We start from the raw sequence: 22,416 nt of genomic DNA, 5'->3' as shown, positions 1-22,416 counted from the left end.
TAGCAGGCAAAAAAATGGGCGCCCCCTTTGAGGTCGCCCATTGTCGTTACCGCGTCAGCTCAATGCCGAGTCGGCGGCTGAGCATCAGGTGCATCGCTTCTCGGATCAAGATTTTCCCGTGCCTGATTCACCAACAACTCGGTGACCGCCACCAATTGCTGAATCGACAGCAGCACTTTGCGGTTCGAGCCTTCCTGTTTCCCGGCAAAATTCGCAATCAGGACATTCAGGGAGGCAAGGTTTTCGCAGGCCTGATTTAGGAGGGTTAGTGTGTCGACACCAGAAGCAACAGTGAAAATCTGCTGGGTCGTGGCGGTACGCCTGGGGTTTCGGGTGACTGCGCCATTTGCGGTTTCACACAGCTTCGCGGGATCGGGATGATCGGCATCGGTTGGGGTTTGCGGTTGATGCTTGCTGAACTTTTTCACAGACGAGGCTCCTTTTTTTGCCATTGGTGTTTTCGTCCCTGGATCCCTCAGTGTCGCGGATTCCCACGTCCGACCGCGATTTTGCGGTGGCTGACGAAGGCTAGCGGTGCTCTCTGACAGAAACCAGTTCATCAAGACCGACAGGACTTGCAGGAAACTTCCGAGACCAATAGAAGCCAATACATCTCCCCCCGGAACACCCGGTTTTTTTTGCAACTGCCGAGCAAACAAAATGGGCGACCTCTTGAGGTCGCCCATTTTTCATTGTTGTAGCAGCTGGCGCAGGCTGCGCCAGCTGCTACAAAAGTCTGCGTTTAATCATCCGGCATTTCAGGCGGCTTGGCAGGCTTCGCCGGTTTGCCCGGTTTTGCGCCTTTGGCACCGTTGGCCGGTGCGGCCTCAGTGACCGGAGGCGGTGTCGGCACCGTGGCTTCTTGCTCTGTCGCCGGCAATTGGTCGACGGCGGCGAAAATTTCCTTCAGCTCAATCGCTCCCGATTGTTCAAGCTTCTTTTCCCCGTCCTTGCCCACCAGGATGATTTTGCTCTTCGCGCCGGCACCCAACTTGAGCGAGCGGATCAATGCCGCCGTGTCTTGTGGCCCCAGGTCTTTGCCCTCGCGCTGGCCCATCAAATTGAGCACGGTGTACAGGACCATGTTTCGCTCGGTGAACCCCTTGCGATTGGCAGGCTCATCCAGAGACTTTTTCAGGCTGACCCACGTGGGATCGACCGTACTTGGAGCGATGACAATCAACGGCCGGGACCTGCCCTTGTCCATATCCAGCGGTGAGCCGTCATCGGCAGCGAACAAGGGGCCGGCGAAAGCCAGCAGGGTAGTCAGGGTCAATGACCTGATGAGCATGCGCATCTCCTTTTGATATCCACGCTCTAATGATTGCGCATCACGGCGTTCGTTCCGGGTGACTCACGCAATTATGTCTCGCCTTGCCCCAAGCTTAGGTCAGGGCGGTCATTGCGCAACAGGCTGAGCTAATCTCATAGCTCAATAACAACGCCCTGATCCGCCGTGAGGACCACTGCATGAGCGCTCAGTTGAATCACACCATCGTCTGGTGTCGCAACAAGCAGACATCAGCCAACTATCTGGCAGACATCCTCGGCCTGCCCAGCCCCGAACCCTTCGGCCCGATGCTGATCGTCAAGTTCGACAACGGTGTGTCGCTGGACTTCTACGACAATGACCCGCCGATTGCCTCCCAGCACTACGCGTTTTTGATCGGTGACGACGATTTCGATGCGGCCTTCGCGCGGCTGCAAGCCCGAAAGCAACCCTGGTGGGCCGACCCCGGCAAACAACGACCGAACGAGATCAACGATTACGGCGGTGGCCGGCGGGTTTATTTCGATGACCCCGACGGGCATCTGCTGGAGATTCTGACCCGGGCCTAAGCCGCGCCCGCCACCAACGCCGGAATGGAAAAGGTGAACACGCTGCCGATCCCCGGTTCGCTCTCGGCCCAAAGCTCTCCGCCATGGGCCTGCACGATGCTGCGGCAAATGTACAAACCAAGTCCACTGCCGTTGGGATTTCCGTCACGAACCGACCAGTAGCGTTCGAAGATGTGCGGCAAATGCACGGCGTGGATACCGCCGCCATTGTCGCGCACCGAGATCAGCACCTTGCCGTCTACTTGGCGGGCGCTGAGGTCGATACGTCCGCCCAAGGGGGTAAATTTAATCGCGTTGCCCAACAGGTTCGACAGCACCTGGAACAACCGCTGGGGATCGGCGTCGATGCTCAACCCTTCAGAACTTGTGCAGTTGAGCTCGATGTTTTTGTGGGCCATGAGGGTCACCAGCAACCCACAGGCCTCTTGAAGCAGGTTGACCACATCCAGCGGCTTGCACGCGAGCGGGTACTTGCCTGCATCGAGTTTCGACTTGTCCAGCAAATCGGCAATCAGGGTGTTCATCCTTGCGGTGGCTTCCTCCATGGTGCCCAGGGCCGCGCTCAGGCGCACGGTATGCTTGCTTTCGTCCTTGGCGACCAGGCGCTGCATCATTCCGCACTGCATGATGATTATGGTCATGGGATTGCGCAGGTCATGGGACACCACTGCCACCAACTCATCCCGCTTGCGGACCGCTTCATGCTCGCGGAGCACCTGACGGGCGAGGTCGTTTTCAATGGCGCTGCGGCGCAGTTCTCTGACCGCATAAGCATCCGCCGTGCTCCATTCACGCGCCCTGCCCTCCACTTGCTGTTCCCACAGCGCAAAGGAGGTACGCGGCTGCAGACGATTGTCGGTCCCGGCACTGAAATGCTCATCGGGATTGCCGCTCCACTTCATGCTGGAGCGCAGTTGCGGGCGGAACCACAGGACGCCGTTATCCACCGGTTTGGGCAGTACGAAAGCCAGCAGACCGCTTGCCACGTCACTGTAGAGCGCGCTGGCACCGTGCAAGCCTTGCAGGTGGTCGGTCAACAGCGGCTTACCGCTTTCCAGGCATTGCTCGCGCACCCACAGGTAAAGGGCGCGTACCTGCTCGACCGTCGGACACTCACCGAACAGCTGCAAGCGATCTTCAATCAATACGGCGACGCCACTGGCCTCGGTCAGATCCTGCAATTGCGCCGGGTGGTTGAGCAGCCCCTCCAGCACATCGCTGTCAGCCAGGCGCATCGCGGCGGTCAGTTCATTGATCAGCCGGGATTTCTGTTCACGCTGACGCTGTTCGTCCCGGGTTTGCAAGGCCGTGATCTGCACGCTGAGCAACTGGGCGATTGCAGCGCACATCGTGCGCACCGAGTGACTGACCAGCAACGGTTCAGGATGGGCACACGTGATCAGCCCCCAAAGCTGATCGTTCTCCAGCAGCGACAGGCTCATGGAGGCCCGCACGCCCATGTTTTCCAGGTACTGGCAATGCACCGGCGACACGCTGCGCAGGACCGAAAAACCCAGATCCAGAGGCTGCCCGTTGTCAGGGCGCAATACCGGAAGAATCGGCACCGGCACATAACGCGCATCCGGGATCACCCGAATCCAGTTCAGGCGATACAGCTCACGCGCCTGCGCAGGAATGTCCGAGGCGGGAAAACATTGACCCAAGTAACCGGGCAGAACACCGCCCAGCGCCTCGCTGATGACTTGCCCATTCCCCGCCGGCTGGAAACGATAAATCATCACCCGGTCGAAGCCGGTCAGGCGGCGGATTTCATCGACACTGACGGTGTACAAGTCCTCCAGCGTGCTGGCTGCCTGCATCCGTCGCAGGGCCCGAAGCAGGATGCCGGTGTTGTCTGGTGCAGCGTCATGCAACGGCTCCAGCTCAAGAATAATCACGCCGTCATGCCGGTTGAGCGATCCGTTGAACCGCTGCCCCCCTATCTCCAGCAACAACGGATTGGCGTCCTCCAGATCATTCAACAACAGCGCTTGGCGAACCTGCCCAGTCGCCCTGGCACCCGACAGCATCGTCAACGATTGCTGCAATAAAGCCGCCGCCGTCTGACCGAGCAACGCAGCACAATTGCGGCTGATCTGCTGGATGATCAACTCCGGCTCACTCAGGGTCAGCAGAACACCATGGGGCTGGATCGACCCCGGAATCCGGATCGCTTCGTTGGCGCATTCGGCGAGCGCGGCGTCGAGTTGCTCATCATTGAGGCGATTCATTGCAATACCTCGCAGTGCTCGCCCAGCACATTGGCAATCGAGCGCGGCTGAAGGGAAAACGGGCAGAGGGGGATGGCATCGATGGCGGCAGCGTCCAGACCCAAGGCATACAGATCGGCTTCAAGCGACGGGGTTTTGCTACGCATCAGCCAGTCCAGGCCGGGAATGGACATCGCCACCGGGAACAGCAGGTTCTCCAGCGGCCGATAAAAAACGTAGTAGGCCTCGATCAGGCGGGTGTAGAGCAATAAATCGGCGGTGAAAAACGGAATGCGTTTTTCCAGCAATTGATGCTGCCAGGTCGTGGCGGTTCGCAGCTCACTGAGAATCAGCGGCAGGCTTTTGGGCGGGGCGGTCACGACAGTGTGTCGTGGCAATACCCGGCTTCGTGGCTTTGATATTCGGCGATTGGCGTGGACACGTGCCACCTCTTGTCGATCACGGGGAAATGCCGACAAGTCATTCACGGGTGAATGAAGGCTGGCTTTCCACCGTAGCACCTATGCGGTGCAAGAGGTGGTTTGTTTCTGGGATGGGCGGAATCAGAACGCCAGTTTGTACCCGATCAGCACCAGCATCGTGGCCAGGCAAGGTCGCAGCACTTCATCGGAGATGCGGCCAGTCAGGTGGCTGCCCAGGTAAATCCCCGGCAGCGAACCGATCAGCAAATAACCCAGCACGTGCCAATCCATGTTGCCCATGCTCGCATGGCCAAGGCCGGCCACCAGAGTCAGCGGTACGGCGTGCGCGATTTCCGTGCCCACCAGGCGGCGGGTCGGCAACAGCGGATAGAGAATGAACAACGCGACGGTGCCCAGGGCACCAGCGCCGATGGAGGTCAGGGCAACCATGGTGCCGAGGACCAGGCCGGTGACCACGGTCAACGCATTCAAGCGGTTGCCGCTGGGGTTGTAATGACCGCCCGCGCGTTTGTGGGCGAAATCGAGCAGGCGTTTCTTGAAGAAAATCGCCAGCGCCGTGGCAAACAGGACAAAACCCAAGGCCTGTTTGATGACCGCGTTCATCGCCTCGGGCGATGTTTGCAAGGTGCTCAGGAACCACAACGTCAGCGCCACCGCCGGCACACTGCCGAGGGTCAACCAACCAGTAATGGCCCAGTCGATGTTCTTGTTCTTTCGATGAACCAGCACGCCACTGGACTTGGTAATCGCCGCGTACAGCAAATCCGTCCCCACTGCGGTGGCCGGATTGACGCCGAACCACAACAGAATGGGAGTCATCAACGAACCGCCACCAACCCCAGTCATCCCGACAATAAAGCCGACCACCAGACCTGCCACGACTAAACCGAAATTACCGAATTCCATTAACACGCCCACAAAAAACGCATGAAAAATCTGGCCCGCAGCATAGCGATTTTTCTTATAACCACTTATATCGATGCGATCTATCTTTATGCACTTCTTGGCTTACTGCACTGGCAAGAAATTCAAGAACAGCAAACTCTGCGCGTAATTCAAGCCGATCCGACGGTAGCGCTCATCCAGCATCTGCGTCAGCAGATCCAGCCGCGCGACGATCTTGCCAAACTCCACGGCGAAACTCAGGTTGCTGCCCTCCTCCGAGATTTCGTTGGAGAACAGCAACGGCTCGCCGTTCTTGCTTTGCCGCTGGCTGAGTATCCAGGTGGCTTTCTCGATATTGCGGGCAGCGTTGCTGACGAACGTCGGGTTGATCGCATCCGTCATGTAGAACTCGAGTCGATGGCCGTGGGCGGTGACGAGCATGCTGCCGATGGCATAGATGAAGGCACCGACCCGGTCGCCGAGAAACTCCGGGCTCATGGCGTAACTCAGCGCAGCCAGGTCTTTTTTGCCACCCAGGGTCGGCAGCGGTTGTTGCTGTTCGATGGCCATGCGCACTTGCTTGCCGGCGGTGCGGGCGTCGAGGAAGCCGGATTTTTTCAGCTCGTCCGGGTTGCGCAGGTACAGCTTGCTCATCAGCAGGTAGAGGCTGTCGAGGTTGTCACGCATCGCCAGGGTCGCGATGCGGTCGACGCTGGTCTGGAGGAATTCCTGGGGTTTGCCTTCGCGGAACTGGCTGACGATGTCGCTGCCCTGCTGCTGACTGCACCCGGAGGTCGCGAGCATCGACAAGCAGGCCAACAGCAGGCAACGGCGGCGGATTGGTGGGGTGGTGCGGGGTAAAACTCGAGCCATGGGTTCTTGAACTTGGGCATGGGCCGGCGGTGGGGATTCGCCGCAGGCTGGCCAAGGATAGAGCTGTGAATCCTTAAAAAGTGCAGTGCCGACGGTCCGTAAGCGTTGGCATCCGTTAAGAGGACCACCACATTAGTAATACTTTATAATTGCAACAGCTCATACATAAGCTATAAATCCTTCCTTGATCGGATTAAAAGTCGATTATTAGTATGACTACTTCGTCAAAAACAACAAAAAGGAAGGTCAACCATGCTTCAATCCCGATACCCACTCTGCGGCCTTGGACTGTCCCTGATGATCGCCACCCTCTCCGCCCAGGCCGCCGGCCTGTCCAGCGAACACAAGGCCTTCGGCAAAACCAATGACGGCACGCCCGTCGAGCAATACATCTTGCGCAACAGCCATGGCCTGACCGCCACGGTCATTACCTACGGCGGCATTTTGCAGTCGCTGAAAGTGCCGGACAAAAACGGCAAGTTCGACGATGTCGTGCTCGGTTTCGATAACGTGCAGGGCTATCAGAGCGGCACGGCGTATTTCGGTGCGACCATCGGGCGCTTCGGCAATCGCCTGGCCAACGGTGCTTTCGAACTGGACGGCAAGCGCTATCAGGTACCGCTCAACGACGGTTCCAATTCACTGCACGGCGGCCCTCAGGGTTTTGACAAAGACGTCTGGAAAGCCCAACCGAGCAATGGCAAGGATTCGGTCGGCGTGACCCTGACGTACCTGTCGGCGGACGGTGAAATGGGTTTCCCCGGCAACCTGAAAACCGAGGTCACCTACAGCCTCAATGAGCAAAACGAGTTGCGCATCGACTACAAGGCTTCCACCGATAAAGCCACGGTGTTGAACCTGACCAATCACAGCTATTTCAACCTCGCCGGAGCCGGTAACGGTGATGTGCTGAAACAGGTCGCCACCCTGCACGCCAGCCATTACACGCCGGTCACCGGCAAGCTGATCCCTACCGGCGAAATGGCCCCGGTGGCCGGCACCCCGATGGACTTCACCCAACCGACCGCTATTGGCAAGAACATCAAAGCCGATCACCCACAGTTGAAATTTGCCGAACCGAAACAGGGCGGCTTCGATTTCAACTGGGTGCTGAACGCCATGGGTGATGTGGGTCAACTCGCCGCCGATGTCAGCGATCCGCAATCCGGCCGCCGCTTGCAGCTCTACACCACCGAGCCTGGTGTGCAGTTCTATACCAGCAACTTCCTCGACGGTTCGGTCAAGGGCAAGGCTGGCAAGGTCTATCCGCACTGGGGCGCGTTCACGCTGGAAACCCAGCACTATCCGGATTCGCCGAATCAGCCAAATTTTCCGTCCACACGACTGGACCCGGGCAAGACCTATGCCCAAAGCACTGTGATGAAGTTTTCTGCCCAGTAAACATTCCAGCCCAAACGTCATCCCGTAGCAGCTGCCGAGCCTGCGAGGCTGCGTCCGAGGACGAAGTCCTCGCAATTCCTGCGCACGCGGTGTTCCTGAAACACCTCATTGTTTGATTCGGCGACTGCTTCACAGTCGAACGCAGCCTCGCAGGCTCGGCAGCTGCTACATGTCGACGGAACCACCGGGCTATTCTGCTGCCCATTGAAGTAACGATCGAAATTCAGAAAGGAGGTTTGAATGCGGACCCTCGAACTGGCCGGCGTCAATGTACCGGTCATCGGCCAAGGCACCTGGCGCATGGGCGAAGATCCTTCCCGACGCACCCAGGAAGTGGCAGCATTGCGGCTGGGTATCGAATTGGGCATGACCCTCATCGACACCGCTGAAATGTACGGCGAGGGCGGCGCTGAGGAAGTGGTCGGTGAAGCCATCGCCGGCAGGCGTGATGACGTCTTTCTCGTCAGCAAGGTTTACCCGCACAACGCCAGCCGCAGAGGCATCCCCCAGGCGTGCGAACGCAGTCTGCGGCGGCTGGATACCGATTACATCGATCTTTACCTGCTGCACTGGCGCGGCCAGTATCCCCTCGAAGAAACGGTCGAAGCCTTTGAACGCCTGCGCGAAGAAGGCAAGATTGGTCGCTGGGGAGTCTCCAATTTTGATGTCGACGACCTGGAGGAACTGGCCTCTCCGGCCTGTGTCACCAATCAGGTGCTGTACAACCTGGAAGAACGCGGCATCGAGTTTGATCTGTTGCCCTGGAGCCGCCAGCATCAAATGCCGGTCATGGCCTACTGTCCGATCGGTCAGGGTGGGCCTATGCTGAACCATACAACGCTCAAACAAATAGCCGCCCGTCACCGTGTGACGCCGGCCCAGGTAGCACTGGCATGGATGCTGCGTAAGGAAGGCGTGATCGCCATCCCCAAAGCGATCCGGCCCGAGCACGTGCAACTCAACGCGCAAGCTGCGCAATTGCAATTGGAGACTGGGGATCTGGAGGCGCTGGACCAGGCGTTTCGCGCGCCACAAAGCAAACAGCGGTTGGCCATGGTCTGAGCCATCGCAGTCTGTCAGAGGGCTTCGGCATGAGAAGCACTGATCAGGACGATTCCTTTAATCTGCAACGTTTTATCCAGGCACAGGACCCGGTGTTCAAACGGGTCCAGGCCGAGCTGAACGCCGGCCACAAGCGCAGTCACTGGATGTGGTTCATCTTTCCGCAATTCTCAGGATTGGGCGGCAGCGAGATGTCCCGCCACTTTGCCATTCGTTCCAAAGAAGAAGCCGCGGCGTACCTCAATCATCCGCTGCTGGGTTCACGGTTGCGCACCTGCACGCAATTGGTGCTGAACATCGAAAACAGTTCAATTACGGCCATCTTCGGTCACCCCGACAATCTCAAGTTTCACTCTTCCATGACGCTGTTCGCCCAGGTTGCCGGCGCTAACAGCGACTTTCATCGAGCACTTGACCAGTATTTCCACGGCATCCTGGATGACTGGACGTTGTTGCTGCTCGACTCAAAACAGGCCCAACTGCCCACCAATCAAGGTTGAAAAGTCGTCGTCCACGAAGGGCAGAATGGCGTCCGCCACCGGTTGCAGTTGCCGGGTGACGTAGTGGTCGTAGTCGATGGGCGTGCTGCGGATTTCCAGCGGCTCGGGCCCGGCGACGGTGATCACGTAACTGATCCAGCCACCGTTCTGGTATTGCCGCGGACGGCCCTGCTGGTCGTTGTACTCATCGGCAATCCGCGCGGCCCGCACGTGAGGCGGCACGTTGCGCTGATAGTCATCGAGGGTACGACGCAGACGCTTGCGGTAGATCAGGCGATCGTCGAACTCCCCCGCCAACGTCTTGCGCACGTAGTCGCGCACATAATCCTGATAGGGTTTGCGATTGAAGATGCGCAGGTACAACTCCTGCTGGAATTGCCGTGCCAGCGGCGACCAGTCGGTGCGCACGGTTTCCAGGCCTTTGTAGACCATTTCGTCGGTGCCATCGGCGCCGGTCACAAGCCCCGCATAGCGTTTCTTGCTCCCCTCCTCGGCGCCGCGAATGGTCGGCATCAGAAAGCGCTTGTAGTGGGTTTCGAACTGCAACTCCAGCGCACTGTCCAGACCGTATTCTTGCTGCACATGCTCGCGCCACCACTGGTTGACGTGATCCACCAGCGCGCGGCCGATCTGTGCTGCTTCCTGTTGACCATGGGCACGGCGCAGCCAGACGAAGGTCGAGTCGGTGTCGCCGTAAATTACCGTGTGGCCCTGGGCTTCGATCAGCTGTCGCGTACGCAGCATGATCTCGTGACCGCGCAGCGTGATGGACGACGCCAGGCGTGTATCGAAGAAACGGCAACCGCTGGAACCGAGCACGCCGTAAAAGGCGTTCATGATGATCTTCAGGGCCTGGGACAGTGGCGCGTTGTGTTCGCGCTTGGCGGTTTCGCGACCTTCGGCGACCCGGGCGACGATGGCGGGCAGGCAATGCCGGGTTCTGGAAAAACGCGCACCGCGAAAGCCTGGCACCGACTCGCTGTCGTCGGGATGTTTAAGCCCCTCGATCAAGCCCACCGGGTCGATGAGGAAGGTACGGATGATCGAGGGATAGAGGCTTTTGTAGTCGAGCACCAGCACCGACTCGTACAGGCCCGGTTGCGAGTCCATGACAAAACCGCCGGGGCTGGCCTGCGCAGGCTTGTTCCCAAGGTTCGGCGCGACGAAACCCTGGCGGTGCATCAGCGGCATGTAAAGGTGCGTGAACGCCGCCACCGAGCCGCCGCTGCGGTCTGCCGGCAACCCGGTGACGCTGGCCCGTTCCAGCAGGAAGGTCAGCAGCTCGGTCTTGGCGAAAATCCGCGTCACCAGCTCGCAGTCCTTGAGGTTGTACTTGGCCAGGGCCGGTTTGTCCTCGGCGAACATGCGGTTGATTTCGTCCATGCGCTGGTACGGATTGTCGATCGACTTGCCCTCGCCAAGCAGGGTTTGCGCGACGTTTTCCAGGCTGAACGAGGGAAAGCTCCAGGTCGCCGAGCGCAGGGATTCGATGCCGTCGATGATCAGCCGGCCGGCGGCCGAGGCGAAGTAATGGTTGCGGCTCCCGTGTTCGCGCCACTGCATTTCTTCGCCGCCACGCCCCAGTTTCAGTGGCACCGCCAGGCGCCGGGCGTGTTCGTGGAGCACGCGCAGGTCGAATTGCACGACGTTCCAGCCGATGATCGCGTCGGGGTCATGGCGAGCGAACCATTCATTGAGTTTTTTCAGCAGCAGGGTTCGGGAATCGCAGTATTCAAGCTGAAAATCCACCTCGCTGTCATCACCGTTGGGCGGGCCGAGCATGTAGACCTGGCGCTCGCCGCAGCCTTCCAGGGCGATGGAGTACAGCTCGCCCTGAGCGGTGGTTTCGATGTCCAGGGAGACCAGCCTGAGGCTCGGGCGATAGTCGGGATCGGGTTTCATCTGCGCATCGAGCAACAGGCCTTCGGTGTTCGGCGTGCCACTGAAGCGGACCGGCGCGGTGATGAAACGCTCCATCATGTAGCGTTCCGGCGGGCGCACATCGGCTTCGAACATGTCGACGCCGGCCTTGCGCAGCGCGGTTTCCAGACGCATAAGCTGACCGTGCTGCTGGCAATACAGGCCAAGCACCGGGCGGTGCTCGAAATCCAGCAACGCCAACGGCCGCAGCTCGACGTTCTTTTCGCCGCGCAGCAGCGCTTCGGCCTGCTCGCGCTGGGCTGCGGGGATGAACGCCACCGACGGTTGATGAGGCAGGCGGATCCGCTGGGGACCGGTGTCGGTCGCCAGCCAGAACTCGACTTCCGTACCGGCCGGGGTATCGCGCCAATGCCGGGTCAGGACGAAGCCCCGCTGTAAATCCGCCACTGCAACCTCACATTTGATTCAGGTCGCAATTCTACGCGCCATTGATGAGGCACAGCGTAGATTGATCTGACGACTCGTAACCTGTGGGAGCGGGCTTGCTCGCGAAAGCGGTGTGTCAGTCAAAACAGGTGTCCACTGATCCACCGCTTTCGCGAGCAAGCCCGCTCCCACAGGGTTGAGTCAGGCTATCGATCAGTGGATACCGGTAGCGAGTTGCAGGCGTTTATCGAACGGGGACGTGAGGTTTTCCGAAGAAAATCCGCTGAATGGCGTTTTTTGCGTGTTATCTGCCGCTTTCTCCCTTGCCCTCAGCGCCCGTGTCTACGATTCTTCAAGGACAACGACAACACCTGAGAAACTGCCATGAAAACCGTCGCCCAACTGCTGAAGTTAAAGGCTGAACAGAATCATGAAGTCCACACCATTGCACCGCATCAAATGGTGCTGGAAGCGTTGATGGTCATGGCCGCCAAAAACGTCGGCGCCTTGCCGGTCCTGAAGAATGGCGAGGTCGTGGGCATCATCAGCGAGCGTGACTATGCGCGCAAACTCGTGCTCAAGGGCCGCTCCTCCGTCGGTACGCCGGTCGAAGACATCATGGTGTCGCCGGTGATCACCGTGGACACCCATCAAACCGTCGAAACCTGCATGGGCATCATGTCCGACAAACGCCTGCGCCACTTGCCGGTGGTGGAAAACGGCACATTGATCGGTTTGCTGTCGATCGGCGACCTGGTCAAGGAGGCCATCGCCGAACAGGCTGAGCTGATTCGCCAGTTGGAGCAGTACATCCGCGGCGAATAGATCAATCCGGCCAATGCCGCGCGAAGACCGGTGCCAATGTCGGGTGCCGGTCGATGCGCGTAAGCCACGCGAAAAACCCAGGCCTTGCACTGCGTAAATGTTCCCGACTGCCCGCCCATCTGGACACCACCGCCGCCAGCACATCCAGGGCTCCCGGCGTCTCATCGCCCAGATACAAATCGCCCGAAAACTGATCGGCAAACACCTCCCAATTCCTGTGCAGTCGCGCGCGGGCGCCGATCATCAGGTTTTGCCTGGACGATTCATCCGCCTCGGCCAGCCAGCGCTCGGGGTAGTCGATGATGCCAATGGCCGAATAGCAATTGCTGACGATGTACACCAGGCCTCGTATGGCCTGATCCCGCGCGGCGGTGTTTTTCGGCAACAGGTTTGATTTGGGGAACGTGAGCCCCAGGTGAATCAGAATCGCCGCGCTCTCGGTGAGAACGCTGCCGTCGGGTAATTGCAGTGTCGGGATCTGCTTGAGCGGATTGAGTTTCTCCAGCGCGTGGGTCGCCTCGGGAGAGGTTTCAACGTCGATGAAGCGGTAAGGGATTTCGCAAAGCTCCAGTGCCGCTTCTATCGCGGCAGCGCCGGAGTTCTGGTGTCCGTATAGCTGGTACATATCGCGCGCTCCTGGCGAAACGAAAATAGAGTCAGCAAACGATTGGGCACGAGGCACGCTCCCTGCCATTGGGCCGGGCGATACAGGTAAGATACGCCTCCCGGGCCGCACTCATGACTACCCGTCGCGGTTCAAGCCCTACTGCACACTTCAAGGAAAGAACATGCGCCAACAGGATGGCGGTCTCGCCCCGTTTCTTCGTACCTATGGGTTTCTTCTGGCGGGCCTGGCCTTGAGTGGCTGCTCGCCGAGCGAACACTCGTCATCGGCCAGTCTAGCCGGTGAACAAGGGCGCGGTGGCGCCATGCTCGCCTATGAGCACCAACTGCAACTGTTGCTGCCCCAGGCGCAAATCGGGCCGCGCTTGCAGGCCACACGCGAGGCCTGCGAAACCGCACGCTTCGGGGCCTGTAACGTTCTGCGTATCGAGCAAGGCGCCGGCCGCGCCGAGATCACTTTGCGCATTGCACCGGCCGGCGTCGAGCCGTTGGTCACGATGGCCGCCGAGGGTGGAGAACTGGGTCAGCGGATCACCAGCGCTGAAGACCTGGCCGATGCCGTGGACGACACTCGCCGGCGCCAAGAGCGACTCAAGGCTCAGCAGCAACGTCTGGATGAGTTGGCGACCCGCAAAGACATCAGCGTCACGGACCTGATTACCTTGAGCAAAGAGCAGGCCGCGATCGAAAACGACCTGCAAGCCCTGGCCCAGATCGCCGCCGGGCACCAGCGCCGTCTGGACACCAATCGGGTCACGCTGTCGTTCATGCCGACCGGCGCCAGCAGTCGCTCGTCGCACCTGAGCCAAGCGTTTAGCAATTTGCTGGATAACCTGGCCGATGGCGCCGCCGATGCGCTGGAAAAAGTCAGCTATGCCCTGCCCTTCCTGATTCTGGCCTTCCCGCTGTTCATGTTGTGGGTCTGGCTGTGGCGCAAGTTTGTCCGTCGTCGCACGTGAGTCGTTGAACTGAAACATCACGCTCGCGTGGGGTGCGTCGTGCTTCCTATCATTGCCGTCGATGTTCACCATCACGGCAATGAAGTTCTCATAAAAAATCCGCGGCGTAACATCAGCTCCAGACCCAACAACTACACCCCGGAGCACCATCATGAAACGCCAAACTATTCTCAGCATCGCTTTCTCGGTATTTGCAGTTAACGCTTTCGCCGCTACCTCTGTTCACCCGGTTGTCGCTGAAGGCGGCTCGGATCGTCTGATCGAAAGTCGTGTGGCTGAGGGTGGTTCGGATCGTTTGATCGAAAGCCGCGTCGCTGAAGGTGGCTCGGATCGTCTGATCGAAAGCCGTGTGGCTGAGGGTGGTTCGGATCGTCTGATCGAAAGCCGCGTCGCTGAAGGTGGCTCGGATCGTCTGATCGAAAGCCGCGTCGCTGAAGGTGGCTCGGATCGTCTGATCGAAAGCCGCGTCGCTGAAGGTGGCTCGGATCGTCTGATCGAAAGCCGCGTCGCTGAAGGTGGCTCGGATCGTCTGATCGAAAGCCGCGTCGCTGAAGGTGGCTCGGATCGTCTGATCGAAAGCCGCGCTGTATAAATGAATGGTTTTACCGCGGTACTCAATGAAAAACCCGGCCTTATCAGTCGGGTTTTTTTACGCCTGTTTTTTGCGCTCGATCACTTGCCGGCCCGCGCCATGCAACGCTGATAACGCTCATCGACCCGCTTGGCAAACCACGCCGTAGTGAGTTTGCGGGTGATTTTCGGGCTTTGCAGCGCAATCCCCGGCAACACCGCACGCGGTAATGGCCGACCCTCCGCCTTTTCGGCCAGGGCGAAAACCCGTGCATAGAGCTGGGTGTCCTCGAATTCGAAGTTTTTGCCCTCCTCCAATTGGTCCCGAATGGTCGGATTGCGCATGCCCAGTTGCTTGCCGAGCGTGCGCACCGCCAATTCCGTGGTGCCTGGCATGATCGAATCGTAGCGAACCAGATCACCATCCAGCTCCAGCGGTATGCCCGACGCGCGACTCACCGCGTTTTGAAACGCGGCATTGCGACTGGCGTACCAACCGGCATTGAAATCGGCAAAGCGATACAGCGGTTGTTTGTAGCTCACCGGATAACCGAGCAAGTGGGCGATACCGAAGTACAGGCCGCCGCGACGACTGAACACTTCATGACGGATCGAGCCGTCCACCGGGTACGGATACGCCTTCGCCTGTTGCTCGGCGAAATCGATACTGACCTGCATCGGCCCACCGGTGTGCACCGGGTTGAAGCCACCGAACAGCGTCCGGCCCATGGGCACCATGCCGATGAAGTCATCGAAGATCGCGCTGAGTTCTTTTTCGCTGCGCGCGGCATTGAGGCGGTCGCTGTAGCTTTTGCCGTTGGATGAACTCACCTGCAGCGCACCGCTCACCAGCAGGCCGGGAATGTGGGCTTTGTCGGCACGGCGGTCGATCTCCTCGCGGGCGATCTTGCCCAGGCCCGGTACCGGTGGGTCCACCTGAAAAGTCGACTCCTGCTCAGTTACCGCCAGTACCGAGCACAGGTTTTGGGTGGATGGATAAATGTTCTGGGCAGCAAATGCTGCGTAAATATCGGTAGCCCAGCCCTGGCGATCGGTGGTTTTGGCCGGCAGCAGACGCACGATCTCGGCCTTGACCTCGGCAGGCTTGCGCGCAGGGAGCTCTTGCGTGCGCTGAGTACCGCAACCCGCCAGCACCAACAGCGCGGCGACGCTCATCATCAATCGATTGGCTTGCATGTTGCTCCATCAAATCCGTTGAGCCGGGTTAACCATACGATCAATGGCATGGCGCAGGCTATGACTCTCGCCACCCCCCACTGTTCCCCGTAGCAGCGCGGACCTTTTTCCGTTTGGCAGACAGCCTGCCCGTCTGTCGCGGCTGAACCATACTTGAGCCACACACCGAGGAGGACCGCTCATGAACCGTAGCGACGTACTGATCATCGGCGCCGGCCCGACCGGGCTGGTGTTGGCGCTGTGGCTGAGCAAGCTTGGCGTAAAAGTGCGCATCATCGACAAGACCTCGGCACCCGGAACCACATCGCGGGCGCTGGCCGTCCAGGCGCGGACGCTGGAGCTGTATCGCCAGCTCGACCTCAGCAATGCGGTGGTGCAGAACGGTCATCGCGTGGCCGCCGCCAATTTCTGGGTCAAGGGCGAACCCGTGGCCCGCTTGCCGCTGAGCCGCATCGGCGAAGGCCTGACGCCCTATGCGTTCCTCGAAATCTTTCCTCAGGACGAACACGAACAGCTGCTGATAGACCGCCTCGAAACCTTTGGCATCAAGGTGGAGCGCAACACGGCGCTGGAGAGTTTCCTGGAAACCGGTGACGGCATCACCGCCTATTTGCGCTTGGCCGATGGTCAGGAGGAAACCTGCCAGGCTTGCTATCTGGCGGGTTGCGACGGTGCCCGGTCGATCGTGCGCAAGACCCTGGACACCGGATTTCCCGGTGGCACCTACCAACAGATTTTCTACGTCGCCGACGTGCAGGCCAGCGGGCCGACGTTCAACGGCGAACTGCATGTGGATCTTGATGAAGCGGATTTTCTCGCGGTGTTTCCCTTGGCCGGTGAAGGCCGCGCCCGTCTGATCGGCACCGTACGCGACGAGCGCGCCGACCAGGCCGACACCCTGCAATTTGAAGACGTCAGCAGCCGGGCCATCGAGCATATGAAAGTAAAGATCGAACAACTGAACTGGTTCTCGACCTACCGCGTGCATCATCGGGTGGCGGATCATTTTCGCACCGGGCGCGCGTTTCTATTGGGTGACGCCGCCCACGTCCACAGCCCCGCCGGTGGCCAGGGCATGAACACCGGCATTGGCGATGCCATCAACCTCGCCTGGAAACTCGCGGCGGTGTTGAGCGGCGGCGCTGAGGCCAAACTCCTCGACACGTACGAAACCGAGCGAATCGCGTTTGCTCGCAGACTGGTCGCCACCACCGATCGGGTGTTCAGTTTCGTCACGGCCGAGGGGCGCATGGCCGATTTGCTACGCACACGTCTGGCGCCGTTCGTGCTTCCGAAAATGGCATCGTTTGAGGCGTCCCGCGAGTTCCTGTTTCGCACGGTGTCGCAGATCACCTTGAACTATCGTGGGATGCCGTTGAGCACGGGCGTTGCCGGTCATGTTCACGGTGGCGACCGCCTGCCCTGGGCTCACGACGGTGAGGGGGACAATTTTGAATCGCTGAAGTGTACGACCTGGCAGGTGCATGTGTATGGCGACACCAGCGACGAAATGATCGCCTGGTGCCACGAACATCATTTGCCGCTGCATGTTTTTGACTGGCGGCCGGCATTTGAAGCGGCTGGCCTGGGGCGTAACGGGTTTTACCTGTTGCGGCCGGATACATATGTGGCGATTGCCGACAATTCTGCCGATCCGAAGGTGATCGAGCGGTATTTTCGGGATCATGGGATCAGGCCGTTTTTCGGCGCCCACTGATGATCGTTCCCACGCTCCGCGTCACTAGTGTCCGGTAAAAACCGAAGGGGGAGCTTGCTCCCCCTTGCTGTGCCTGCTTCGTAAGCAATAATCAGGTTTTCAGACTTGATTTTCGCCCATGTTCAGCAGCACTCGATTTGCGCAAATGCTTCAAGCCCTTCCTCATCAGCTCTTCAAAGCCGCCGTCAAACGCTGTGGCGCTGATCGTTACGCCAAACAATTCACGTCCTGGGATCTGCTCGTCACGCTGATTTACGGTCAGCTGACGCAAGCCAAAAGCTTGCGTACGTTGGCGACAGCCTCGCAGTCGCTGCAACCCCATCGCCACCACCTCAACGCCAAGAACATGGTGCGTTCGACCCTTTGTGATGCGTTGAACAAGCGCAGCTCAGAGCCGTTTCGGCTGGCCTGTGAGCACTTGCTTCAAGGCATTGGCCGCAAGCAGCGCAAGTCGCTCGAAGCCATGATCACCCTGATCGATTCGACCTCGATCAGCCTGCGCGGACCCGGTTTTGACGAATGGACCACCGCGACGAAAACCCGCATAACCCAAGGCTTGAAGGTACATGTGGCCATCGATCCACAGCAAACAGCCCCGACTTACGTAAACATCACCGCCGCCAACGTCAACGATCTGAGCGATGCCCTGACCATGCCGCTTGAAGCAGGTATGACGTACGTTTTCGACAAGGGTTACTGCGACTACAACTGGTGGCACCAGATTGATCAGATGGGTTCTTTCTTCGTCACCCGACTGAAGAAAAACGCCAATCTAAAGCCGGTAGAAAATTTGAGGGAAAAGGATGCACCCGAATTCATTGAGGCGGACGAATCGGTATTGTTCGGGAAGAAATACCTGAACACTCGACGTCCGAATCTCTACCAAAATCAGGCTGTGCGTCGGGTTCAGATCCGCCGAGAGGACCACGAAACGCCATTGATTCTGGTCACCAACGACTTCTCTCGCTCAGCGGAGGAGATCGCCGATCTGTACAAACAACGTTGGCAGATCGAACTGTTTTTTAAGTGGATCAAGCAAAACCTCAAGCTCAAACGGTATTTCGGCTTCTCTGAAAATGCCGTTCGTTTGCAGATCTACAGCGCCTTGATTACCTATCTTTTGCTGCATCTTTATCAGCGCCGTTCAGGTTGCTCGGGATCTATTTCAGACTTTGCCATTCGGCTAACCCACAGCTTGTTCGAACGCCCATTAAGCATTGAACACCTTGAACAGCGAAGGCAAAAGCGAACAAAGCTGAAGGCTGCCCAAGGCAGCCTTCAGCTTTGAAAAGGTTTTACCGGACACTAGTGACGCTCCGCGTGGGAATGCAGCCAGGGACGCTCCGCGTCCCAGAAGCGGACGCGGAGCGTCCATTGAGGCATTCCCACGCGGAGCGTGGGAACGATCACGTCAAGACCTCAGATCCCGGCCAGCGCCAGGTCCATCGCGAAGTAAGTGAAGATCAGATCAGCCCCGGCACGCTTGATCGCGCCAAGGCTCTCACGCACCACCCGATCCTCATCGATCGCCCCGGCCTGGGCGGCGAATTTGATCATCGCGTACTCGCCACTCACCTGATACGCCGACAGCGGCAAACGCGAGGCTTCACGGATGTCGCGGATGATGTCCAGGTAGGCGCCGGCCGGTTTGACCATCAGCGCGTCGGCGCCTTCCTGCTCGTCCATCAGTGATTCGCGCACGGCTTCGCGGCGGTTCATCGGGTTCATCTGATAGCTTTTGCGGTCGCCTTTGAGTACGCTGCCGCCGGCTTCGCGGAACGGACCGTAGAGTGCCGAGGCGAATTTGGTGGAGTAGGCCATGATCGCAGTCTGGCTGAAACCGGCTTCGTCCAGCGCCCGGCGAATCGCCTGGACCTGGCCGTCCATGGCCGCCGACGGCGCGATCACGTCAGCACCGGCACGGGCCGCAGCCACGGCTTGTTTGCCGAGGTTGATCAGCGTCTGGTCGTTGTCGACTTCATGGTTGTGCAGCACGCCGCAATGGCCGTGGTCGGTGTACTCACAGAAGCAGGTATCGGACATCACAATCATGTCCGGCACCGCATCCTTGGCGATGCGCGACATGCGCGATACCAGACCGTTGTCGCTCCAGGTATCGCTGCCGTTGCCGTCCAAATGGTGCGACACGCCGAACGTCATCACCGACTTGATCCCGGCCCGGGCATAACGCTCGATCTCACCCGCCAGTTTCGACTCTGGAATACGCATCACGCCGGGCATGCTTTTGATCGGTACGAAGTCGTCGATCTCCTCCTCGACGAAAATCGGCAGCACCAGATCGTTCAAACTGAACTCGGTTTCCTGGAACAGGCTGCGCAGGCTCGCATTGCGGCGCAGACGGCGTGGACGTGCTTCGGGGAACTGACTGGACATGAGGGGTTCCTGAAAAACGGAGGACGAGACGAAAGTCGTAGGGGGCCAAAGCTTATTCCCTCAACGGTCAGGGGCACAAACATCGATTGTGGAAGACTTTGTTACGGGCCCGGCAATAATCCGACCTCATTGCGCCAACTAAAGACAACGTTCAGGATTGAGCAAAACCAACACAGGGAGTGACGCAGCATGTTTGAAATCCAAAACTACGGCAGCTTCATTGCCGCGATTCTGATCTTCCAGTTAATGCCAGGACCGGGCACCTTCGCCATTCTCAACGCCACCGCCCGCAATGGCCTGGGCGCCGGGTTCGGCGCCGTGGGTGGCACGCTGCTGGGGGATGCGACGTACATGATTGCTGCGGCCATCGGCCTGGCGGCCGTGATGCAAGCCAATCCCCTGCTGTTCCAGATGCTGCAGTGGTTCGGCGCTGCGTACTTGTGCTGGATCGGTGTGCAATTGCTACGCGCGCCAGCGTCCCGGGATTCGGCGGGGCTGGAGCCGATACGGTCGGCCCGGGTCTACTTTCGCACCGCCCTGGCGGTGAGCCTGACCAACCCCAAGGTCATCCTGTTTTTTGTGGCGTTTTTTCCGCTGTTCATTCGCCCCGATGCCTCCAGCCTGACCCTGGTCGCGATGATGCTGCATGTTTCGTTCATCAGCGCGCTGTATCAGGGTTTGCTGGTTCTGCTGGGCAATGCCGCGGCCCGTCGTTTGAAAGCCATCCCTATGGCGCGAAAAATCGCGTCCCGCGTCGCCGGTATGGCGCTGGTCGGGTTCGGGATCAAACTGGCGGCGAGTAACCGTTAGGCCGCGACGCTCAGCACTACAGATTCAAGGTTCCGCTGATGCAGGTCACCACCGCGCCGCCGATCCAGATCTCGTCGCCCACTTGCTCGACCTGAATGCGACCGGCGCGGCCCATGGTCAGGCCCTGGCTGACCACATAGGACGCCGGCGCCAGTCCTTCGCTGAGCAACCATTGGGCAATCCCGGCGTTCAGGCTGCCGGTGGCGGGGTCTTCCGGCATGCCGTCGCCGGAGATGAACGCCCGCACTTCGAACTGTGCGCCATCGCCATCGCGCTCGGGATGCCATGGCGCGATGACACCGACGGCCAGGCCGAGCATTTGCGAATGATCCGGTTGCAGGTCCAGCACCTGCTGGCGATCCTCGACCATCACGGCCAGCCATCCGGCACCGTTGTCGACCCACTCAGTGCGTACAATCGCCCCCGATTCCAGCCCGAGCCCCCGCCGTACCCGCTCCACCACATCCGCCGCCACCGGCCCGGTTTTGAGCAATGGCGGTGCGAGAAAGGCCAGCTCTGCCCCTTGCCGACGAACCCGCACCAGCCCCACGCCGCACTCCTGAATGATCTCTTCGCCCTTGGGCACGCCACCGGCCTCCAGCCACGCATGGCAGGTGCCCAGTGTCGGATGACCGGCGAACGGCAATTCGTTCAGGGTGGTGAAGATCCGCACACGATAATCGGCGCGAGGGTCGCGCGGTTCGAGTATGAATGTGGTTTCGCTGAGGTTGGTCCAGCTGGCGAACGCCGCCATGCGCTCATCGCTGAGCTCATCGGCGTCGAACACCACCGCCAACGGATTGCCCTTGAGCGCAACACGGCTGAAGACATCTACTTGCTTGAAATCGAATGAGTGCATGGCCTGCCTTGGTCTTGATCAAATCGAAGTGTTTTGCTTGGGAATTTCCAGCCCTCGCATCACCGCCGGCCGCGCCAGAAAGCGCTCCAGCACTCGCGTGACGTTCGGGAAGTCCTCGATGCCCACCAGCTCGCCGGCCTCATAGAAGCCGATCAGGTTGCGCACCCAGGGGAAGGTCGCGATGTCCGCGATGGTGTAACGCTCGCCCATGATCCAGTCACGCCCTTCCAGACGTCCATCAAGAACTTTTAACAAACGTTTACTTTCATCGACGTAGCGGTCGCGGGGACGTTTGTCCTCGTAGTCCTTGCCGGCGAATTTGTTGAAAAAACCGAGCTGGCCGAACATCGGCCCGATGCCGCCCATCTGAAACATCAGCCACTGAATGGTCTCGTATCGCGCCGCCGACTCCTGGGCCAGCAGTTGCCCGCTCTTGTCGGCCAGGTAGATCAGAATCGCCCCGGACTCGAACAGCGCCAAGGGTTGGTCCCCCGGACCGTGGGGGTCGAGGATTGCCGGGATCTTGTTGTTGGGGTTCAGCGAAAGAAATTCGGGGGACATCTGATCATGGGTGTCGAAGCCCACACGATGCGGTTCGTAGGGCAGTCCGATCTCTTCGAGCATGATCGACACCTTGACGCCGTTGGGTGTCGGCAAGGAGTAAAGCTGGATCCACTCGGGGTATTGAGCCGGCCATTTTTGGGTAATCGGGAACGCGGACAGATCGGTCATGGGAAGGATCCACGAGGAAATTGAGAGTGACGATCTTAATGCAGGAGATCTTTTGCCGGTATCAATCTCACTGATGTTGAAGATCAAGAGATTGCTGCCTTCGTCAGCACTACTACGTGTACTGTGTCCATAAATCCGCAACATCCTGTCGATAACCTGTACTCCAACCCGTTAAAGGTTACCGGTACATTGCTGCGCTCTTCGCCGGA

At 59.3% G+C, this 22,416-nt stretch carries 21 protein-coding genes and 2 pseudogenes; 10 read left to right on the top strand and 13 right to left on the bottom strand.

Annotated features, from left to right (window positions below):
* Nucleotides 1-59: 59 nt before the first annotated feature.
* Both ACMXYI_RS16170 and ACMXYI_RS16165 read right to left on the bottom strand, forming a co-directional pair.
* Nucleotides 60-428: a DUF6124 family protein gene (locus tag ACMXYI_RS16170; RefSeq protein ID WP_415768094.1), complete on the bottom strand. Its 369-nt coding sequence runs from the start codon at nt 426-428 to the stop codon at nt 60-62.
* 314 nt (nt 429-742) lie between these two features.
* Nucleotides 743-1,291, bottom strand: coding sequence for a DUF4174 domain-containing protein (locus tag ACMXYI_RS16165; RefSeq protein ID WP_415768093.1), 549 nt, complete (start codon nt 1,289-1,291; stop codon nt 743-745).
* Between the two features lie 179 nt (nt 1,292-1,470).
* Between ACMXYI_RS16165 and ACMXYI_RS16160 the strand changes: the two genes are divergently transcribed.
* Entirely contained in the window at nt 1,471-1,839 is a 369-nt protein-coding gene (locus ACMXYI_RS16160; protein WP_415768092.1) for a VOC family protein, read from the top strand.
* A gap of 20 nt (nt 1,840-1,859) precedes the next feature.
* On the opposite strand, the pseudogene ACMXYI_RS30895 reads toward ACMXYI_RS16160, so the two are convergent.
* The 5 genes and pseudogenes from ACMXYI_RS30895 to ACMXYI_RS16135 all read right to left on the bottom strand — a co-directional run.
* Nucleotides 1,860-2,513: pseudogene (locus ACMXYI_RS30895) on the bottom strand (sensor histidine kinase); the annotation flags it as partial.
* Nucleotides 2,514-2,588: 75 nt separating this feature from the next.
* Nucleotides 2,589-4,070, bottom strand: a pseudogene (locus ACMXYI_RS30890) (GAF domain-containing protein); the annotation flags it as partial.
* The gene (locus tag ACMXYI_RS16145; RefSeq protein ID WP_415768091.1) at nt 4,067-4,429 is read right to left on the bottom strand and encodes a hypothetical protein; all 363 of its coding nucleotides are present in this window, start codon (nt 4,427-4,429) and stop codon (nt 4,067-4,069) included. The gene ACMXYI_RS16145 and the pseudogene ACMXYI_RS30890, both read right to left, overlap by 4 nt.
* Nucleotides 4,430-4,612: 183 nt before the next feature.
* Nucleotides 4,613-5,398, bottom strand: a complete 786-nt coding sequence (locus ACMXYI_RS16140; RefSeq protein WP_415768090.1) for a sulfite exporter TauE/SafE family protein — start codon at nt 5,396-5,398, stop codon at nt 4,613-4,615.
* Between the two features lie 102 nt (nt 5,399-5,500).
* A complete protein-coding gene (locus ACMXYI_RS16135; protein ID WP_415768089.1) occupies nt 5,501-6,250 on the bottom strand; it encodes a hypothetical protein in 750 nt (249 codons plus the stop codon).
* A gap of 252 nt (nt 6,251-6,502) precedes the next feature.
* Here ACMXYI_RS16135 and ACMXYI_RS16130 point away from each other — a divergent pair, with 252 nt between their 5' ends.
* The 3 genes from ACMXYI_RS16130 to ACMXYI_RS16120 all read left to right on the top strand — a co-directional run bounded on the left by ACMXYI_RS16130 (nt 6,503) and on the right by ACMXYI_RS16120 (nt 9,213).
* Nucleotides 6,503-7,651, top strand: a complete 1,149-nt coding sequence (locus ACMXYI_RS16130; protein WP_415768088.1) for an aldose epimerase family protein — start codon at nt 6,503-6,505, stop codon at nt 7,649-7,651.
* A 240-nt stretch (nt 7,652-7,891) separates the two neighbouring features.
* Nucleotides 7,892-8,713 (top strand): aldo/keto reductase, encoded by an 822-nt coding sequence (locus tag ACMXYI_RS16125; protein WP_415768087.1) that lies wholly within the window; start codon nt 7,892-7,894, stop codon nt 8,711-8,713.
* Between the two features lie 29 nt (nt 8,714-8,742).
* Complete coding sequence (locus ACMXYI_RS16120) at nt 8,743-9,213, top strand: DUF1810 domain-containing protein (protein ID WP_056740177.1); 471 nt, start codon at nt 8,743-8,745, stop codon at nt 9,211-9,213.
* Here the strand turns inward: ACMXYI_RS16120 and ACMXYI_RS16115 are convergent.
* Nucleotides 9,178-11,541 (bottom strand): DNA polymerase II, encoded by a 2,364-nt coding sequence (locus ACMXYI_RS16115; protein ID WP_415768086.1) that lies wholly within the window; start codon nt 11,539-11,541, stop codon nt 9,178-9,180. The genes ACMXYI_RS16120 and ACMXYI_RS16115 overlap by 36 nt on opposite strands.
* Before the next feature lie 363 nt (nt 11,542-11,904).
* Between ACMXYI_RS16115 and ACMXYI_RS16110 the strand changes: the two genes are divergently transcribed.
* A complete protein-coding gene (locus ACMXYI_RS16110; RefSeq protein ID WP_134423562.1) occupies nt 11,905-12,345 on the top strand; it encodes a CBS domain-containing protein in 441 nt (146 codons plus the stop codon).
* A 1-nt stretch (nt 12,346) separates the two neighbouring features.
* Here ACMXYI_RS16110 and ACMXYI_RS16105 read toward each other — a convergent pair whose 3' ends face one another.
* On the bottom strand, nt 12,347-12,970 hold the full coding sequence (locus ACMXYI_RS16105) for a glutathione S-transferase family protein (RefSeq protein ID WP_415768084.1): 624 nt from the start codon (nt 12,968-12,970) through the stop codon (nt 12,347-12,349).
* 163 nt (nt 12,971-13,133) lie between these two features.
* On the opposite strand from ACMXYI_RS16105, the gene ACMXYI_RS16100 reads away from it, so the two are divergent.
* Nucleotides 13,134-13,928, top strand: coding sequence for a DUF4349 domain-containing protein (locus tag ACMXYI_RS16100; RefSeq protein ID WP_415768083.1), 795 nt, complete (start codon nt 13,134-13,136; stop codon nt 13,926-13,928).
* A gap of 151 nt (nt 13,929-14,079) precedes the next feature.
* On the top strand, nt 14,080-14,520 hold the full coding sequence (locus ACMXYI_RS16095; protein ID WP_415768082.1) for a phage infection protein: 441 nt from the start codon (nt 14,080-14,082) through the stop codon (nt 14,518-14,520).
* Between the two features lie 80 nt (nt 14,521-14,600).
* Here the strand turns inward: ACMXYI_RS16095 and ACMXYI_RS16090 are convergent, their stop codons facing one another.
* Complete coding sequence (locus ACMXYI_RS16090; protein WP_415768081.1) at nt 14,601-15,695, bottom strand: DUF1615 domain-containing protein; 1,095 nt, start codon at nt 15,693-15,695, stop codon at nt 14,601-14,603.
* 181 nt (nt 15,696-15,876) lie between these two features.
* On the opposite strand from ACMXYI_RS16090, the gene ACMXYI_RS16085 reads away from it, so the two are divergent.
* Together ACMXYI_RS16085 and ACMXYI_RS16080 are read left to right on the top strand one after the other, a co-directional pair.
* Nucleotides 15,877-17,412, top strand: a complete 1,536-nt coding sequence (locus ACMXYI_RS16085) for an FAD-dependent oxidoreductase (protein ID WP_415768079.1) — start codon at nt 15,877-15,879, stop codon at nt 17,410-17,412.
* Nucleotides 17,413-17,530: 118 nt separating this feature from the next.
* Nucleotides 17,531-18,700, top strand: coding sequence for an IS4 family transposase (locus ACMXYI_RS16080; protein ID WP_415768078.1), 1,170 nt, complete (start codon nt 17,531-17,533; stop codon nt 18,698-18,700).
* A 131-nt stretch (nt 18,701-18,831) separates the two neighbouring features.
* Here the strand turns inward: ACMXYI_RS16080 and hemB are convergent, their stop codons facing one another.
* Complete coding sequence (gene hemB / locus ACMXYI_RS16075; RefSeq protein ID WP_415768077.1) at nt 18,832-19,806, bottom strand: porphobilinogen synthase; 975 nt, start codon at nt 19,804-19,806, stop codon at nt 18,832-18,834.
* A gap of 189 nt (nt 19,807-19,995) precedes the next feature.
* Between hemB and ACMXYI_RS16070 the strand changes: the two genes are divergently transcribed.
* Nucleotides 19,996-20,616, top strand: a complete 621-nt coding sequence (locus ACMXYI_RS16070) for a LysE family translocator (RefSeq protein WP_415768076.1) — start codon at nt 19,996-19,998, stop codon at nt 20,614-20,616.
* 16 nt (nt 20,617-20,632) lie between these two features.
* Here ACMXYI_RS16070 and ACMXYI_RS16065 read toward each other — a convergent pair whose 3' ends face one another.
* Both ACMXYI_RS16065 and ACMXYI_RS16060 read right to left on the bottom strand, forming a co-directional pair.
* Nucleotides 20,633-21,475 carry a PhzF family phenazine biosynthesis protein gene (locus ACMXYI_RS16065; protein ID WP_415768075.1) on the bottom strand — a complete coding sequence of 281 codons (843 nt, stop codon included), beginning with the start codon at nt 21,473-21,475 and terminating at the stop codon, nt 20,633-20,635.
* An 18-nt stretch (nt 21,476-21,493) separates the two neighbouring features.
* Nucleotides 21,494-22,207: a glutathione binding-like protein gene (locus tag ACMXYI_RS16060; protein ID WP_415768074.1), complete on the bottom strand. Its 714-nt coding sequence runs from the start codon at nt 22,205-22,207 to the stop codon at nt 21,494-21,496.
* Between the last annotated feature and the right edge of the window lie 209 nt (nt 22,208-22,416).

Origin of the sequence: Pseudomonas lyxosi (assembly GCF_047758685.1) — a bacterium.
In the GTDB taxonomy this organism is placed as follows: Bacteria; Pseudomonadota; Gammaproteobacteria; order Pseudomonadales; family Pseudomonadaceae; genus Aquipseudomonas; species Aquipseudomonas lyxosi.
This window is presented reverse-complemented; position numbering and strand designations above follow the sequence as displayed.